The organism is Arthrobacter sp. UYCu712 (assembly GCF_040547005.1).
Classification (GTDB): Bacteria; Actinomycetota; Actinomycetes; order Actinomycetales; family Micrococcaceae; genus Arthrobacter.
Genome location: NZ_JBEPOZ010000013.1, coordinates 103,894 through 120,359, shown reverse-complemented (window position 1 = coordinate 120,359; position 16,466 = coordinate 103,894). Strand labels below are relative to the sequence as shown.

General features: G+C 69.0%; 12 protein-coding genes and 1 pseudogene. 5 read left to right on the top strand and 8 right to left on the bottom strand.

Annotated features, from left to right (window positions below):
• Both ABIB51_RS14125 and lipB read right to left on the bottom strand, forming a co-directional pair.
• Positions 1-318 (bottom strand): annotated as a pseudogene (locus tag ABIB51_RS14125) (lipoyl synthase); the annotation flags it as partial.
• The gene (gene lipB / locus ABIB51_RS14120; RefSeq protein ID WP_354189029.1) at positions 315-1,004 is read right to left on the bottom strand and encodes a lipoyl(octanoyl) transferase LipB; all 690 of its coding nucleotides are present in this window, start codon (positions 1,002-1,004) and stop codon (positions 315-317) included. The pseudogene ABIB51_RS14125 and the gene lipB, both read right to left, overlap by 4 nt.
• Before the next feature lie 86 nt (positions 1,005-1,090).
• On the opposite strand from lipB, the gene ABIB51_RS14115 reads away from it, so the two are divergent.
• Positions 1,091-2,833, top strand: coding sequence for a serine/threonine-protein kinase (locus ABIB51_RS14115; RefSeq protein WP_354189027.1), 1,743 nt, complete (start codon positions 1,091-1,093; stop codon positions 2,831-2,833).
• 41 nt (positions 2,834-2,874) lie between these two features.
• Here ABIB51_RS14115 and ABIB51_RS14110 read toward each other — a convergent pair whose 3' ends face one another.
• A complete protein-coding gene (locus ABIB51_RS14110; protein WP_354189025.1) occupies positions 2,875-3,777 on the bottom strand; it encodes a TIGR01777 family oxidoreductase in 903 nt (300 codons plus the stop codon).
• Between the two features lie 74 nt (positions 3,778-3,851).
• Here ABIB51_RS14110 and ABIB51_RS14105 point away from each other — a divergent pair, with 74 nt between their 5' ends.
• Positions 3,852-7,433 (top strand): S41 family peptidase, encoded by a 3,582-nt coding sequence (locus tag ABIB51_RS14105; protein WP_354189023.1) that lies wholly within the window; start codon positions 3,852-3,854, stop codon positions 7,431-7,433.
• A 94-nt stretch (positions 7,434-7,527) separates the two neighbouring features.
• Here ABIB51_RS14105 and ABIB51_RS14100 read toward each other — a convergent pair whose 3' ends face one another.
• Entirely contained in the window at positions 7,528-7,956 is a 429-nt protein-coding gene (locus ABIB51_RS14100) for an OsmC family protein (RefSeq protein WP_354189021.1), read from the bottom strand.
• 126 nt (positions 7,957-8,082) lie between these two features.
• Between ABIB51_RS14100 and ABIB51_RS14095 the strand changes: the two genes are divergently transcribed.
• Complete coding sequence (locus ABIB51_RS14095; protein WP_354189019.1) at positions 8,083-8,220, top strand: hypothetical protein; 138 nt, start codon at positions 8,083-8,085, stop codon at positions 8,218-8,220.
• A gap of 72 nt (positions 8,221-8,292) precedes the next feature.
• On the opposite strand, the gene ABIB51_RS14090 is transcribed toward ABIB51_RS14095, so the two are convergent.
• From ABIB51_RS14090 to ABIB51_RS14075, 4 genes are all read right to left on the bottom strand, one after another.
• On the bottom strand, positions 8,293-8,643 hold the full coding sequence (locus ABIB51_RS14090) for a hypothetical protein (RefSeq protein WP_354189017.1): 351 nt from the start codon (positions 8,641-8,643) through the stop codon (positions 8,293-8,295).
• A 153-nt stretch (positions 8,644-8,796) separates the two neighbouring features.
• Complete coding sequence (gene sucB / locus ABIB51_RS14085; protein WP_354189015.1) at positions 8,797-10,533, bottom strand: 2-oxoglutarate dehydrogenase, E2 component, dihydrolipoamide succinyltransferase; 1,737 nt, start codon at positions 10,531-10,533, stop codon at positions 8,797-8,799.
• Between the two features lie 126 nt (positions 10,534-10,659).
• The gene (gene lpdA / locus ABIB51_RS14080; protein ID WP_354189013.1) at positions 10,660-12,045 is read right to left on the bottom strand and encodes a dihydrolipoyl dehydrogenase; all 1,386 of its coding nucleotides are present in this window, start codon (positions 12,043-12,045) and stop codon (positions 10,660-10,662) included.
• A gap of 235 nt (positions 12,046-12,280) precedes the next feature.
• Positions 12,281-13,807: a leucyl aminopeptidase gene (locus tag ABIB51_RS14075; protein WP_354189011.1), complete on the bottom strand. Its 1,527-nt coding sequence runs from the start codon at positions 13,805-13,807 to the stop codon at positions 12,281-12,283.
• A 329-nt stretch (positions 13,808-14,136) separates the two neighbouring features.
• On the opposite strand from ABIB51_RS14075, the gene ABIB51_RS14070 reads away from it, so the two are divergent.
• On the top strand, positions 14,137-15,075 hold the full coding sequence (locus tag ABIB51_RS14070) for a proteasome assembly chaperone family protein (RefSeq protein ID WP_354189009.1): 939 nt from the start codon (positions 14,137-14,139) through the stop codon (positions 15,073-15,075).
• 34 nt (positions 15,076-15,109) lie between these two features.
• Positions 15,110-16,441, top strand: a complete 1,332-nt coding sequence (locus ABIB51_RS14065; RefSeq protein WP_354189008.1) for an MFS transporter — start codon at positions 15,110-15,112, stop codon at positions 16,439-16,441.
• Positions 16,442-16,466: the final 25 nt, after the last annotated feature.

Genomic DNA, 16,466 nt, shown 5'->3' with positions numbered 1-16,466 from the left:
CACCTTGGTGGGCTCGAACATGTCCACGGGGGAGGGCTTGCCGGTGTCGATCTGGCAGAAGTCGCAGCGGCGGGTGCACTCGGAGCCGCCGATCAGGAAGGTCGCTTCCTTGTCTTCCCAGCATTCGAAGATGTTGGGGCAGCCGGCCTCTTCACACACGGTGTGGAGGCCTTCCTTTTTGACCAGCTTCTTGAGCTGCACGAACTCCGGGCCCATCTGGACCTTGGCCTTGATCCATTCCGGCTTACGTTCCACCGGTGTGGCCGCATTTCGCTGCTCGATGCGCAGCATCTTCCGGCCTTCTGGTGCCAGTGTCACAGTAGTGCTCCTTCGTGGGTTGCAACTAGGGCTTCTTCATTGTTGCGCAGTTCTTCGGTGATCCGCGACACGAGGTCCGCCGGGCTGACGTCCCGCCCGGTCTCCTGGGCGATCGTGGTGACGCCGGCGTCGGTGATCCCGCAGGCGATGATCTGGGCGTAGGGCGCAAGATCGTTGTTGGCGTTGATGGCGAAGCCGTGCATCGTGACGCCCTCGTGGACGCGGATGCCGATGGCGGCGATCTTGCGGTCCGGGCCCTTTGCGTCTTGTTCGATCCAGACGCCTGCCCGCCCCCTGATGCGCACGGCGGCGATGCCGTAGTCGGCCAGGACGGCGATGATGACCGCTTCCAGCCGCTCCACGTAGTCGCGGATGCCGGCCTTGTTCTTCAGCTTGATGATCGGGTAGCCAATGAGCTGTCCGGGACCGTGCCAAGTGAGCTTGCCGCCGCGGTCCACGGGAACCACCGGGGTTCCGTCGAAGGGGCGTTCGTGGTCCTCGGTGCGTTTACCGGCCGTGTAGACGGCGGAATGTTCGAGCAGCAATACGGTGCTGGGCGCGGTGCCGGCGACGACCTTCTCGTGGAGTTCGCGCTGGAGTTCCCAGCCGCGGGTGTAGTCGACGAAATCCGGGGCGAGACCCAGCCGGGAGAACTCAAGAGTCATGGCATCCAGCTTAGACCTCACCCGCCGTCGTACCCGATTGTGTGCTTAAGCTCTCACGCCTGTGGATAACTTCTGCAGGATTCCGCGGGATCCGCTATTCCTTGGGGATGGAAGATAACCCGCCAGCAGTCGGTACGCCCCCGATGGTGCCCGGCTACGACGTCGGCCGTTGCCTGGGCCGCGGCGGCAGCGCCACGGTCTGGTTTGTCACCGAGACATCGACGGGCCGGGACTATGCGGTGAAATGCTTTGCCTCAGGCAGCGGACCGGGGCCGGAAGGGGACGACGGGGAAGAGGGAATGCGGCGTGAAGTCCGCATTCTCTCAGCCCTGGACCACGACCACCTGGCCCGGGCACATGCCGTCGTGCGCGTGCACCACCCTCCCGAAGCAACCGCCGGCGGAGGCGACGGGTCCGGGCTGTTGCTGGACTACGCGCCCGGCGGCTCGCTGGCCGCGCTGGTGGCCGGCCGCGGCAGCCTGGGTCCGGGGGAGACGGTGACGGTGCTGACGCCGATCGCGCAGGCCTTGGCGTACCTGCATGGCCAGGGCTTCACCCACGGCGACGTGGCCCCCGGCAATGTGCTGTTCACCGCCCACGGCAAACCCCTGCTGGCCGATCTGGGCATCGCGCGGATGGTGGCCGACGCCGGGACGGTACCGCGGGCGGGCACCGCAGGATTCCGCGATCCCGCACCGGTCGATGCCGTGCGGGCCGGCCTGCAGCCCGAACGCGACGTGTACTCCCTCGCGGCCCTGGGCTGGTACTGCCTGACCGGACGCGCTCCGGAACCGGGGGAGCAGCGACCGCCGTTGCCGCTGCTCGTGCCGGGGGTTCCGGCGGCGCTGGCCGCCGCGCTGGAGGCCGGCCTGCACGAGGACCGACGGCTCCGGCCGGCCGCGGCCGAGCTTGCCGCCGCCGTCTTCCGCAGCGCCGCGGCGGAGCCCGTGGACCTGTCCGCCTCCGTCCACCCGACCGTGGTTCCGGAATTGCTGACCCGGCGGACCCTGGACTGCAGCCCGGGGGCGCTCAGGAAGGAACGACTGATTGGCCGGTGGCGCAGCGCCCGGAAGCGCCGGCCAGCCGCTCCGCACCGGGAACCCACCAGGCACCGGGAACCCACGAGGCACCGGGAACCCACCAGGCACCGGGCGGCGTCGAGCCCGGTGGGGTGGAGGCGCGCAGGCGGCCGGAGCCGTTCCGGCCGCGGGGAGTACCGGAGCCGTGGTTACCGCCGCCTCCGCATGGCGTCGGTCCTGCTGGCAGTGCTGCTGGTCCTCCCGGCTGCCTGGCTGCTGGCCGGAGCCCGGGTGCCCGCCCTCTTCCCGGTGCTGTACCCCGCGGCTTCCACCGGGAACGAGGAAGCGGCGGAAAACGCCACAGCTCCGCCGTCACAGCTCACGGCACGGGAGGCACCCCAACCGGCGGCCGTGCCGCCGGACGTGCAGGTCCAGCTCCGCTCGGAGAGCCCGGAGGAGGCGGTGCAGGGACTGGCCCGGCTCCGCTCACTGGCCTTCAGTTCCGGGGATATGCGCCTGCTCGATGAGGTCAATGCACCGGCGTCGTCCGCTGCGGCGGCGGATGACAGGATTCGTGCGCGGCTCACGGAAGCCGGCCATGTCCTGGCGGGCTTCATCACCGTGCTGACGGCCGTGGCACAGTCCCCGGACAGCGGCCCCGCACGCGCTGTCGTGGCCGTCACCGCGGCCTCGCCCGCCTATCAGGAGCGGGACGCCACTGGCGCCGTGGTCGCGGAGGCGACCGCCGGGGACGAGCAGCAACTCCGGCTGGTGCTGGTGCCGGTCGACGGCCGCTGGCGGATTCAGGAGATCCTCCCGGGCCCGCCCTGACGGCGCCGGAATATCCGGGCGGGTGGGTCCCGGGCGGCGGCTCAGAGCTCCGGGCCGCGTCCGGCGACCCACGCGGCTGCCTCGTGCAGGGAAGCGTGCTGCCACTGAAAACCGGCGTCGTTGAGTACTGCCGGTTCCATCCGCTGGCTCGACAGCAGCAGTTCATCGGCGAGCTTGCCCATCACCAGCCGCAGGACCGGCGCCGGGACCCGCAAGAGCGCCGGGCGGTGGAGGGCGCCGGCGAGCTGGGCTATCAGGGAGTTCACGTCGGCGCTTTCCGGGGCGCAGACGTTCACCGGGCCGGACAACGGCGCGGAGAGCAGGAAGCCGAACGCCCCGGCCACATCGGGCAGGCTGATCCACGGCCAGTACTGCCGGCCGTTGCCGAGCGGCCCGCCAACGCCGAGGCGCAGCAGCGGCAGCAGCCGCCCCAGCGCGCCGCCGGAACGGCTCAGGACCACGCCGGTGCGCGGCGTGACAACGCGGACGCCGGCGGGAGCCTCGTGCGCCGCGGCCTCCCAGTCGACGCAGATCCGGGCGAGGACGCCGGAGCCGGCCGGCGCATTCTCGCGCAACACCACCGGGCCGGCATCGCCGTAGTAACCGGAGGCCGACTGGCTCAGGAACGCCGCGGGCGGTGCCTCCTGCCGGGCCATCGCCGTCGTCAGGGTCCGGGTCGCCCCCAGCCGCGAGCTGTGGAGTTCGTTGATGCGGGACCGCGTCCAGGGCCGGTCGCCGATTCCGGCCCCCGACAGGTTGATTACCGCGTCGGCCCCGCGGAGGGCGGCGTCATCGATGCTGCCCCCGGCCGGATCCCACTGGAACTCGGACGGAGAGGCGGGCGGCCGCCGGACCAGGGTGCCGACGTCGTGCCCCGAGTGACGCAAGGCGTTGGAAAGGGCGGTTCCGATCAGCCCGGAGGCTCCGGCAACAATGATTCGCATGATCCATCTCACCATGCCCGGCACGGCCGGGACACCTCCCCGGGAGCGGGCCTGGTCTTGACTATGATCGAACGATGACTTCTTCGAGTTACTTCCGCTTCCCGCATCTGCACGGCGATCTGGTCACCTTCGTGGCCGAGGACGACGTCTGGATAGCCCCCCTCGAGGGGGGCCGCGCCTGGCGGGTCTCCTCGCTGCAGCTGCCCGCCCGCAACCCCCGTTTCACTCCGGACGGCAAGCGCCTCGTGTGGACAGTGGTGCAGGGGACGGCACCGGAAGTGGTCACCGCGGACGTCGACGGCGGAGGCTACCGCCAGCTGAGCTACTTCGGCCACAGCTCCACCCGGGTCAAGGGCTTCACCCCCGACGGCGGGATCGTGGTGACCAGCGCCTTCCGCCAGTCGGACAGCCGCCACACCCACGCCTACAGCCTGCCCGTCACGGGAGGCTGGGCGCAGGAACTCCCGTTCGGCCCGGTCGAGTCCGTGGCCTACGGCCCGGTCGTCGGCGACGAACGCCCCGTGGTCCTGGCCAGTGTCCTGTCCCGCGAACCCGCCTGGTGGAAGCGCTACCGCGGCGGAACCGCCGGCAAGCTGTGGATTGACGGCGACGGAAACGGCGAATTCGAACGCCTCGCCGCCGAGCTGGACGGCAACCTCACCGACCCGATGTGGGTGGACGGGCGGATCGCGTTCCTGTCCGACCACGAGGGCTACGGCAACCTCTACTCCGTCCTGCCCAACGGCAGCGATCTCCGCCGCCACACGGACCACGAGGACTTCTACGTCCGCCACGCGGCCACCGACGGCCGCCGCATCGTGTTCGAATCGGCCGGGGAACTCTGGCTCGTGCCGGACCTCGGCTCGGACGCCGTCAAACTTCCCATCACGCTCGGCTCGGCCTCCCAGGGCCGCCGCCCCGCCCCGCTCAAGCCCTCCCGTCACCTCGGCGAGGTCACCCCGGACCGCACCGGAACGTCCAGCGCCGTCGAATCCCACGGCACCCTCCACTGGCTGCGGCACAAGGACGGACCGTCCCGCGTGCTGGAAGCCACGCCCGGCGTCCGGGCACGGTTGCCCCGGCCGTTCGGCGAAGGCCGGATCGCCTACGTCGCCGACCACGACGGCGTCGAAGCCCTGTACCTGAAGGCCATCGCCGCACCGCTTCCGGGCGGGAACGTGGCCGTCGGAACCCCCGGAACCCCCGGAACCCCCGCAAATCCCTCGCCGGCAGCTGCCGGGCAGCAGGAAGCCGCCGACACCGGCGCCGACGCCGGCGCGGCGCTGCCGCAGCCGGTTTCCGCCGCGGCCCTCACCCGGCCCGACTCGGTTGTCCCCGTCCCCGTCCCGGTCCCCGCCGCGCCCACGGCCGCCCCCGCACGCAGCACTGATCAGGACGCTGCCGACACCGCCGGTTCCGACGCCGTCGACGCCGCGCCTGCTCCGCATGCCGCCTCCGTCGGGCTGACCAGGATCGACTTCCCCAAACCGAACCGGGCCAGCGCCATCGAGGCCAGCCCGGACGGCACCTGGCTGGCCGTCGGCACGGCCTTCGGGGATATCTACCTCGCCGACACCCGCACCGGGACCATGTCGCTGGTGAGCAGCATCGGCGAAGGCAGCATCGACGGCTTCAGCTGGTCCCCGGATTCGGCGTGGCTGGGCTGGTCCGAGCCGGTCACGTCCTTCGGCTCCCGCAGCCGGCTGCGTCTCACGAAGGTTGACGCCGCCGGTGCCGGCGCCCAGAAGCGCACCATCATCGAGGTCACCGACGGCCGCTTCCGCGACGAATCGCCGTCCTTCACCCCGGACGGCAAGTTCCTGGCCTTCCTCTCCAACCGCAGCTTCGACCCGGTCTACGACGGACACTCCTTCGACCTGTCCTTCCCCAGCCCGATCAAGCCCTACCTTGTGGCCCTCGCCGCCGACACCCCGTCCCCGTTCGGCCCCACCGTTGACCTGACGGCCGAAGCGGAGTCCGAGGATGTTCCTGCCGGGACCCCTGCCGACGGCGCCAAGGACACGGTCCCTGCCGTCCGGGTCGACGCCGACGGCCTGGCCCACCGCGTCATCTCCGTTCCGGTCCCGCAGGGCAACTACTCTGACCTCACGGCCACCGACGGTGCCCTGCTCTGGCTGGACAGCGAGCTCACCGGCGCCACCGGCGAAGGCCGCGCGAGCCTGGAGGACAAGAACGCCGCGCCGTGCCTGGTCCGGTTCGATCTGGCCAAGCGCCGCACCGCCACGATCGTGGAGGCACTGGACAGCTACCGTCTCTCCGGCGACGGGGAGAAAGTGGTGTACCTGCAGGACAAGCAGATCCGCGTCGCCCCGGCCGGGGCGAAAGCGGACGAGGAGTCCGGCCAACTGGTCAAGGTGGACCTCGGCCGGATCCGCGTGCAGCTGGAACCGCTGCGGGTCTGGGGACAGGCCTTTGACGAGACCTGGCGCCTCCAGCGGGACTTTTTCTGGACCGAGGACATGGCCGGCCAGGACTGGGATTCCGTGCACGCCCGCTACCGGCCGATCGTGGACCGGCTCGGCTCGCACGACGACCTCGTGGACCTGCTCTGGGAGCTCCACGGCGAGCTCGGCACGTCCCACGCCTACGTCCGTCCCGTCGCTCTCACCGAGAACGGCAGCAACGGCCAGGGCCGGCTCGGCGCGGACCTCGCCTTCACCGGTGCCGGCTGGGAAATCACCCGGATCCTGGCCGGGGAATCCTCCGACCCGCTGGCCACGTCCCCGCTGACCCGTCCGGGCGCGGACGCCAAACCCGGCGACGTGCTCCTGGCCATCGACGGCGTGGAGCTCACGGAAACCCGGACCCCCGCACTGCAGCTGGTCGGCGCGGCCGGCCGCGCCGTGGAACTCACCCTGCGCAACGGGGCCGGCCACGGCGCGGCGGCCGGCAAACAGCGCCGTGTGGCCGTGGTGCCGGTCAAGGACGAGGAACGGCTGCGCTACCAGGAATGGGTTGCCGCGAACCGCCGCACCGTCCGCGAAGCCTCGCAGGGCACCTTCGGCTACCTGCACATCCCGGACATGCTCGCCAACGGCTGGGCCCAGCTGCACCGCGACCTCGACACCGAAACGGCGCTCGACGGGCTGATCGTGGACGTCCGGCGCAACCGCGGCGGGCACACCTCGCAGCTCGTGGCCGAACTCATCGGGCGGAAGGTCACGGGCTGGAGCATGCCGCGCGGCGAGAAGCCGCGGACCTACCCGCACCACGCACCGCGGGGCCCGGTGGTCATCCTGACCGACGAGTTCGCCGGATCCGACGGCGACATCATCACCCAGGTCTCCAAGCTGCGGGGGATCGGCCCGGTCATCGGCACCCGCACCTGGGGCGGCGTCGTGGGCATCGACAACCGCTTCGCCCTCGCGGACGGTACGGGCGTCACGCAGCCGCGCTACGCCACGTGGTTCTCCGGCGGCGTGGGCTGGGGCGTGGAAAACTTCGGCGTCAGCCCCGACATCGAGGTGACCTTCCCGCCGCATGCGTATGCGGCCGGAACCGACCCGCAGCTCGAATACGGGATCGGCGCACTGAAGGAAATGATCGAGGAACTGCCCACGGACCGGCCGCCGCTCCGCGAGGGCTACCGGAAGGTGCGGCCTGCCCCGCTGCCCGCCCGCCGGCCCCGCAGCTAGGTCCCGGCGCCCGCGGGCGCACAAGGCCAAATGTGAAGGCCCCCGTTCCCTGACCTGCAGGGAACGGGGGCTTTCGGCGTTGGCGCGTCAGGCGCTAGGAGGCAAGAGTTGCGTCCAGGGTGATCTTGATGCCCGTGAGGGCAGCCGAGACGGGGCAGCCCACTTTGGCTTCCTCAGCGATGCGCTGGAATTCTTCTTCTGTGATCCCGGGGATCCGCGCGCTGACGGTCAGGTGGCTGTCCGTGATGCCCGTGCCGGGCACGAAGGTGACATCCGCCTTGGTGTTGACTTCCTCGGGGTTGTGGCCGGCCTGCGCGACGGCGAGGCTGAAGGCCATGGAGAAACAGGCCGAGTGCGCGGCGGCGATCAGCTCCTCAGGGCTGGTCTTGCCCTCGGAAGCCTCGGCGCGCGCCTTCCACGTGACATCGAAGTTGCCCAGTCCGGAGCTGTCCAGCGTGGTGTTGCCGGCGCCCGTCATCAGGTCGCCGTTCCATACAGTGTGTGCGGTGCGTGTTGCTGCCATGTCCACTCCTCGTCGTTGTGAATCCGCGGCCCGGCGAAGCGCCGGACCGTGGCGTGTTCAATCCTGCCGTGTCCAATCCTAGGGATTCGGCGCCGCCCGCGCACGGGTGTCCGCTCTGAGAGGATTGTGACCGCGTACAGTGCACTCACGGAAATCACTGAACCCGGTGCGGCGCCCCCGTCTCGCATCGCCACGATCATGGTCAACGCCGTGGACGTGATGCAGGATCCCGAGGGCAACGAATTCTGCATCGCCGGCGACTGACGGTCCGGCATGACGAGGGCGGCGACGCACCCGCAAGGGGTGCGTCGCCGCCGTCGTTAAGGCAGGCGGGGACTACTGCCAGAGCGTGGCGACGGCCACGTTGAGCAGTGCCAGGCCGCCGACGCTGTGGGCGAGGGCCCTGCTGACCGGCTCGTCCTTCTTGTACTTGCGGCGGCCGATGAACGCGAGCACCACGACCACGAGGGCGATCCCGAACTTGATGCCCAGCTTGGCGTAGTTGGCATCCTTGTCCAAAACCGGGATGAGCCCCATCATGACGATCCCGGTGAGGAGCTGCAGGGCCGCGCCGTCGAACTGGCGGGGGTGGACGGTGGGCTGTTTCATCTGGCCGATCCAGATGCCGACGATCATGGCGGCGCCGATGATGTGCAGGAAGACCATGACGTTATAGACGATGTTCATGGCATCAGTGTAGCCAGAGTCTTCTACGCACTGTAGTAGGACCCGCGGGGCGGTTCCGGGACGGAACAACAAAGACGGCGACGGCGGTACGGGCACTCCGGTGGTTTCCCACCGGCGCCCGCACCGCCGTCGCCGTCGGTGTGGTGTTGGACCCTAGAGGCCGAGGTCGGCTTCGAAGGCGCCTTCCTCAAGGCGGGCCTTCAGCGTCTGCAGGAAACGTCCCGCGTCGGCGCCGTCGACCAGGCGGTGATCGTACGTCAGGGAGAGGTACATCATCGACCGGATGGCCAGCGAGTCATCGCCGTTCTCGTCGGCGACCACCACGGCACGCTTGACGATCGCGCCGGTGCCCAGGATGGCAACCTGCGGCTGGTTGATGATCGGGGTGTCGAACAGGGCGCCCACGGAACCGATGTTGGTGATGCTGAAGGTTCCGCCGGAGAGCTCGTCCGGGCCGATTTTGCCGTTGCGGGTGCGGTCGGCGACGTCGGCGATCTTGCCGGCCAGGCCGGCCAGGTTCAGGTTGCCGGCGTCCGAGATGACCGGAACCAGCAGGCCCTTGTCGGTGTCCACAGCGATCGCCAGGTGCTCGGCGTTGTGGTAGGTGATCTCCTGCTTGTCCTCGTCGTAGGAGGCGTTGACCTTCGGGTGCTGCTTCAGGGCCTCGGCAACGGCCTTGGCGATGAAGGGCAGGAACGTCAGCTTGGAGCCGTTCTGGGCCTGGAAGGAGTTCTTGGCCTTCGCACGCAGCTTGGCGACCTTGGTCATGTCCACCTCGTGGACCTGGGTCAGCTGGGTGGAGATGTCCAGCGACTCGCGCATCCGGCGGGCGATGACCTGGCGGATCCGGGGAGCCTTCTGCACGGTGCCGCGGAGCGAGGGCAGGTCCGCGGAGGGCCGTGCCGCGGGTGTTGCGGACGCTGCCGGAGCTGCTGCCGCGGGGGCCGGAGCCGCCTTGGCCTCTGCTGCTGCCAGCACGTCCTGCTTGCGGATGCGGCCTCCGACGCCGGTGCCGCTGAGGGAGGAGATGTCCACGCCCTGCTGGTTGGCCAGCTTGCGGACCAGGGGAGTCACGTAGCCGGACTCGGCCGGAGCGGCAGCCGCGGGGGCTTCGTGCTTCGGGGCTTCCTGCGTGGGAGCCTCGGCCGGGGCGGCTGCCGGTGCCGGGGCGGCTGCGGGAGCCGGAGCGGCGGCGGGGGCCTCGGCCTTCGGCCGCTCAGCCTTGGGGGCTTCGGCGGCGGGAGCTGCGGCGGGGGCGGCCGCGCCGGAACCGATGACGGCCAGGACGGAGCCGACCTCGGCCGTTTCGTCCTCGTTGACGCGGATTTCCTGCAGCGTGCCGGCAACCGGCGACGGGATCTCGGTGTCGACCTTGTCGGTGGAGACCTCGAGCAGCGGCTCGTCGACCTCGACGGTGTCGCCGATGCTCTTCAGCCAGCGGGTGACGGTTCCTTCGGTCACGCTTTCACCCAACGCGGGGAGCGTGACTTCGTGGCCTTCGCCGGCCGGGGCGGCAGCCTCGGCCGGCGCAGCGGGGGCCTCGGCGGCAGGGGCCGGGGCTTCGGCTGCGGAGGGGGACTCCGCGGGGGCTTCCTCGGCCGGGGCTGCTTCGCCCGCGCCTGCGGACGGGGCAGCTTCGGCTGCGGAACCGGAGCCGTCGCCGATCCGCACGAGCGGTGCGCCGACTTCAGCGGTCTCGTCTTCGGCGACGAGGATTTCCTCGATCACGCCGGCGACCGGAGAGGGGATCTCGGTGTCTACTTTGTCGGTGGAGACCTCGAGCAGCGGCTCGTCCACCTCTACCCGGTCACCTACCTGCTTGAGCCAGCGGGTGACGGTTCCTTCGGTGACACTCTCACCGAGGGCGGGCAAGTTAACGGATTCAGACATGTCGTCCCCGTTCTCCTTATTGATCTTTAGTGCGGATGATTGCTGCCTTGGTCGAGCTTAGTGCACCCGGCATTTCGGGCCGGGTGCACTGCGCTCGGAGTTCTTGCGGTGGTGCGGGCGGAACTGCTAGCCGTGAAGGGGCTTGCCGGCCAGGGCCAGGTGCGCCTCGCCCAGCGACTCGTTCTGGGTCGGGTGGGCGTGGACCAGTGCGGCCACGTCTTCCGGGTACGCTTCCCAGTTCACGATCAGCTGGGCTTCACCGATCTGCTCGCCCATGCGGGCGCCGATCATGTGCACGCCGACCACGGGGCCGTCCTTCTGGCGGACCAGCTTCACCAGGCCCGTGGTGCCCAGGATGGAGCTCTTGCCGTTGCCGGCGAGGTTGTATTCCTGGGTCTGGATCTGGTCGTCACCGAACTTCTCCTTGGCGGCCTTTTCCGTGTAGCCGACCGTGGCGATCTCGGGATCGGAGTAGGTGACCTTGGGGATGTTGACGTCCTCGACGATGACCGGCCTCAGGCCGGCGATCTCTTCGGCGACGAAGATGCCCTGCTGGTAGCCGCGGTGCGCCAGTTGCACGCCGGGGACGATGTCGCCGATGGCGAAGATGTTGCCGACGCCGGTGTGCAGGCGCTCGTTGGTGATGACGAAGCCGCGGTCGATGGTGATGCCGGCGTCTTCGTAGCCGAGGTTCGCCGTGACCGGGCCGCGGCCGACGGCGACCAGCAGGAGGTCGGCTTCGAAGGTCTTGCCGTCCACGAGGGTGACCTTGACGCCGTCGTCGTTCTGCTCGACGCCCTGGAAGAAGACACCGGTGGAGAACTTGATGCCGCGCTTCTTGAAGGCGCGCTCGAAGGCCTTCACGATCGTTGCGTCCTCATTCGGGACCAGCGAGGGGAGGCCTTCGACGATGGTGACGTCGACGCCGAAGGACTTCCAGACCGAAGCGAACTCGACGCCGATGACGCCGCCGCCGAGGATGATCGCGCTCTTGGGGATGTAATCCATGGTGAGGGCTTCGTCGGAGGTGATGACCTTGCCGCCGATTTCCAGGCCCGGCAGGGTGCGGGAGTAGGAGCCGGTCGCGAGGACAATGTTCTTGCCCTTGTACGCGGTGCCGTTCACGACGATGGTGTCGGTGCCCTGGAGCTTGCCTTCGCCCTCAATGACCGTGATGCCCTTTTTGCCCTTGATGAGGCCCTGCAGCCCCTTGAACTTGCCGGCAATGATGCCGTCCTTGTAGGCGTTGACAGCCGTGATGTCGATGCTGTCGAGCGTGACGTTGACGCCGTACTTGGCCGAGTCACGGGCATGGTCGGCGAGCTCTGCGGAGTGCAGCAGCGCCTTGGTGGGAATGCAGCCGTTGTGCAGGCAGGTGCCGCCGAGCTTGGCCTTTTCGATGAGGCCGACGGTGAGTCCAAGCTGAACAGCCCGCAGGGCAGTTGCGTAGCCGCCGCTGCCGCCGCCGAGTACCAGGATGTCGAATTCTTGCGCAGTTGCCTGATCGGCCACTAAAACGCTCCCTCGCGTGAACGATGACACGAGAGTACGCATCATCTGGTCTTGGAACCGTCTGCCGTGATTGTGCCGGCCGGCCGGTTCCCTTTCATTTGTCACTACCAAAGTTCACCTTAGCGAACCACTAATACATGCTCCACCTTGCCATGGCGTTTGTGGTGCGCTTGTGTCCAGTGTCACGCGGCTTTGTGGCCAGGGTCATTCCCCGGCCACAAAGCAGCGCGGACGCCTAGACGGTTTTGGCCAGGACATCCTCGACGTACGCCACGAGGGTCCGCACCGTGGAGCCGGTGCCCTGCTTGTGGTTGTAGCCGTAGGGGCTGCCGTTGTTGAACGACGGTCCGGCGATGTCGATGTGCGCCCAGGGGATCTGCTCGCCATCCTTGCCCTTGCCGACGAATTCCCGCAGGAACACCGCGGCGGTCATCATGCCGCCGTGGCGTTCGCCGATGTTGGCGATGTCCGCAACCTGGGAATCGAGGCTGGCGCGCAGTTCCTCGGGCAGCGGCATCGGCCAGACCAGTTCGCCCGCGCGGTCGGCGGCGGCCTTGATCGGTCCGGTGACGGAATCGGATCCCATGACGCCGGCGGTGCGGTCGCCGAGGGCGATCAGCTGAGCGCCGGTGAGGGTGGCGACGTCGATGATGGCGTCCGGGAATTCCTGGCTCGCGGCCACGATGCCGTCGGCCATGACCAGGCGGCCCTCGGCGTCGGTGTTGAGGACCTCGACGGTCTTGCCGCCGAAGATGGTCATGACATCGGCGGGGCGCTGGGCGGCGCCGGACGGCATATTCTCGGCGATGCACAGCCAGGCGGTCGCCTTGACGGGCAGGCCCAGGCCTGCAAGGGCCAGGACTGTGTTGAGGACGACGGCGGCGCCCGCCATGTCGGACTTCATGTCGCCCATGCCCAGATGCGGCTTGAGCGAGATGCCGCCGGTGTCGAACGTGATGCCCTTGCCAACGAGCGCGATCTTGGCGGTGGCCCTGGCCGGCGCGTATTCGACCTTGACGAGGCGCGGCTGGCGGGTGGAGCCCTTGCCGACGCCGAGGATGCCGCCGAAGCCCTCCTTTTCAAGGCGCTTCTCGTCCCAGACGGTCACCTTGACGGGCAGGCCCTTGGACAGTTCCTTGGCGGCGTCGGCGAACGACTCGGGGAAGAGGTGGCTCGGGGGCTGGTTGACCAGGGTGCGGGTGGCATTGACGGCTTTGCCGATCAGCGCGGCGCGATTCAGTACCGGCGGCAAGCCCCTGTCCGTGGCGAGGTCCGTGACGATCACGACGTTCTTCACCGGGTCCTTGAGACCGTCCTTGGAGGAGCGGTGCTCGGTGAACGAGTAGGCGCCCATCGCGGCGCCTTCGGCGACGGCGGCGACGTCGCCCAGTGACGACGTCGGGAGCGCCAGGGTGACGGTTGCGACACCGGCCAGCTGGCGGACGGCGGAGCCGGCGGCGCGGCGCAGTGCCTCCTCAGTCAGAGGCTGGCCCGCGGCGAGCTTGCCGACGCCGGCGAGCACCAGTACGGCCGCTCCGGCTTCCGGCAGGCCGGGCAGTCGGTGGGCCTGGTCGGCTGCCCCGGTGATGCCAAGAACGCTCAGTGATTCCGCCAGCGCCTCGGCGGCCTTGGCCGACAAGGGGTTGCTCAGCAGCACGGGACCGTCGGGCCCCTGTCCCACGCCGATGACGAGGGCGTCACTGGGGGACTTCTTCAGCTCCCCGGCGACTGCACTAAGTTTGACTTCAGTATTCTTGACCACGAGGACAGTCCTCAATTCTCTCTGATTTTTCGGCAGGAACTGCATGTTCGGCGCCCTGCCATGGGACCTGAGCCACAGTCGGCTTGAGACGTGACCCGGGTGTCTACAAGGCCGTCAATGAGGCCAGTTCCGATCGTAGTCTCTCCCCCGCACGGGTGTTCAATTGAATGAGAGCTGGACCACACCGGAGGCAGGAATTCCACCGCGGGTCGGGGCGTTGTATGGAGTATCGGAGCCACAAACCCGCCGGGCCGTTGCCTGCGGAGGAATCCGCCGCGCCGGGCCTCGACCCGTGCCTCCCACCGCCGCTACTGAGAAAGGAACATGCCGTGATTGAACGGATATCCGGATCCTTGTTGGATCCCGAATCGCTCTATCTGCGTGATGACGCGCTGTTCCACAGCCCGGAGATGCGCGGACTGAACCTTGTCATGGGATTCACCGGCTTCGCCGACGCCGGCCACGTGGTCCAGCAGATCACCGGCGAAATGCTGGATACGCTCGACTCGGAAATGATCGCCGAGTTCGACGCCGACCAGCTGATCGACTACCGGACCAGGCGTCCCCAGGTGAGCTTCGTGGAAGACCATCTCCAGGACTACCGGGCCCCGAGCCTGGCCCTGTATCGGCTGGTTGACGGGCTGGGAAGCCCCTTCCTCCTCCTGGCCGGGTTCGAGCCGGATCTGCAGTGGGAACGGTTCGCCCGCGCCGTCGTCGGCATTGTCGAGGACCTGGAGGTCAATCTGGCCACCTGGATCCACTCCATCCCCATGCCGGTCCCGCACACGCGGCCCGTGGGCGTGACCGTCCATGGCAACCGCCCGGAGCTCATCGAGGGCATCTCGGTGTGGAAGCCGACGGTCGAGGTGCCCGCCGCCGTGGGGCATGTCCTCGAGATGCGGCTCGCGGCGGCAGGCCGCAACGTGGCCGGTTACGTCATCCACGTCCCGCACTACCTCGCGGAAGCCGAATACCCCCCGGCCGCCGTCGCCGGGCTGGAATACCTCGGCGCGGCCACGTCGCTCATGCTCCCCACGGACCGCCTCCGCGAGGCCGGCCGCGAAGTGGGCCGCCAGATCGCCGAGCAGATCGACGCCTCGGAGGATGTCCAGCAGGTCGTGTCACGGCTGGAATCCCGCTACGACGAGAAGGCTGAGGGGACCGTGCGGCGTTCGCTGCTGGCCGACGAGAACGACCAGCTGCCCAACGCCGACGCCCTCGGCGCGGCCGTGGAAGCCTACCTTGCCCGTAAAGAACCCGGGGAATAAATAATATTTGTTCCGCGGCGGGCATAATGGGGGAGTGACCTCCCCCCGCGCCTGGCTGATCTGGATCATCGGAATCTTTGCCTACCTGGTGGCGGTCTGCCAGCGCACGTCCTTTGGCGTCGTCGGCCTGGAAGCCACCGAACGATTCCACGCCAGCGCGGCCGAAATCTCCTTCTTCACCGTCCTGCAGCTCCTCGTCTACGCGGGTCTGCAAATCCCGGTGGGAGTGCTCGTGGACCGCTTCGGTTCGCGCGCCATGATCGCCGCCGGCGCGCTGCTGATGGGGCTCGGACAGCTGGAGCTGGCCTTCGCGGACAGCATCCCCGGCGGCGTCCTGGGCCGCGTGCTCGTCGGCGCCGGGGACGCCATGACCTTTATCGCCGTCATCCGGCTGATCCCGATCTGGTTCGCTCCGGCCCGCGTGCCGCTGCTCACCCAGCTGACCGGCATGTCCGGCCAGCTCGGCCAGCTCTTCAGCGTGGTGCCCTTCGCCATGATCCTGCACTCGGCGGGCTGGACGCCGGCTTTCCTGACGCTGGCCGCCATGTCCGCCCTCGCCGTCGTGCTTGTGCTGATCCTGCTCCAGGACCTGCCGGCGGGACATCCCGCCCCCGCGCCGTCCCAGGGGCTGCGCGCCACAGGAGTCTCGCTGTCCCACGCCTGGCGTCAGCCCGGCACAAGGCTCGGGTTGTGGAGCCACTTCACGGTCCAGTTCAGCGGCACGGTGTTCGCGATGACGTGGGGCTACCCGTTCCTGATCTCCGCCCAAGGCCTGGACACCGTCACCGTCTCCGGCCTCATGACCCTGTATGTGGCGGCCGCCATCGCAGCCGGCCCCCTCATGGGGACCTTCGTGGCCCGGCATCCGCTGCGCCGCTCCACCATGGTCCTGCTCATCTCCGCCGCCACGGCCGCGGCCTGGGCGGCGGTGCTGCTCTACCCGGGCAGGTCCCCGCTGTGGCTGCTGGCCGGGCTGGTGGTGGTGCTGGCCATCGGCGGTCCCGGCTCCATGATCGGCTTCGACTTTGCCCGGACCTTCAACCCGGCCCACCGGATCGGCACCGCCACGGGGATTGTCAACGTCGGCGGGTTCATCGCCTCGCTCGTGGCCATCTATGTGATCGGCCTGGTGCTCGACGTGCTGCACACGACGGACTTTTCCCAGGGGGAGCTCTACGGGCTGGACTCGTTCCGGATCGCCTTGAGCGTCCAGTTCCTTCTGCTCGCCGCGGGAGCCGGCGCCATTCTCATCACCCGCCGCAAGGTCCGCCGGCAGATGGCGGCCCAGGGCGTCGTGGTGCCGCCGCTCCGCGAAGCACTCGCCAGGCAACGCCGGCTCAACGCGGAACGCCGCCGGCTGCCCTGACGGGGTTTGTCCGCATAGCGGGTTT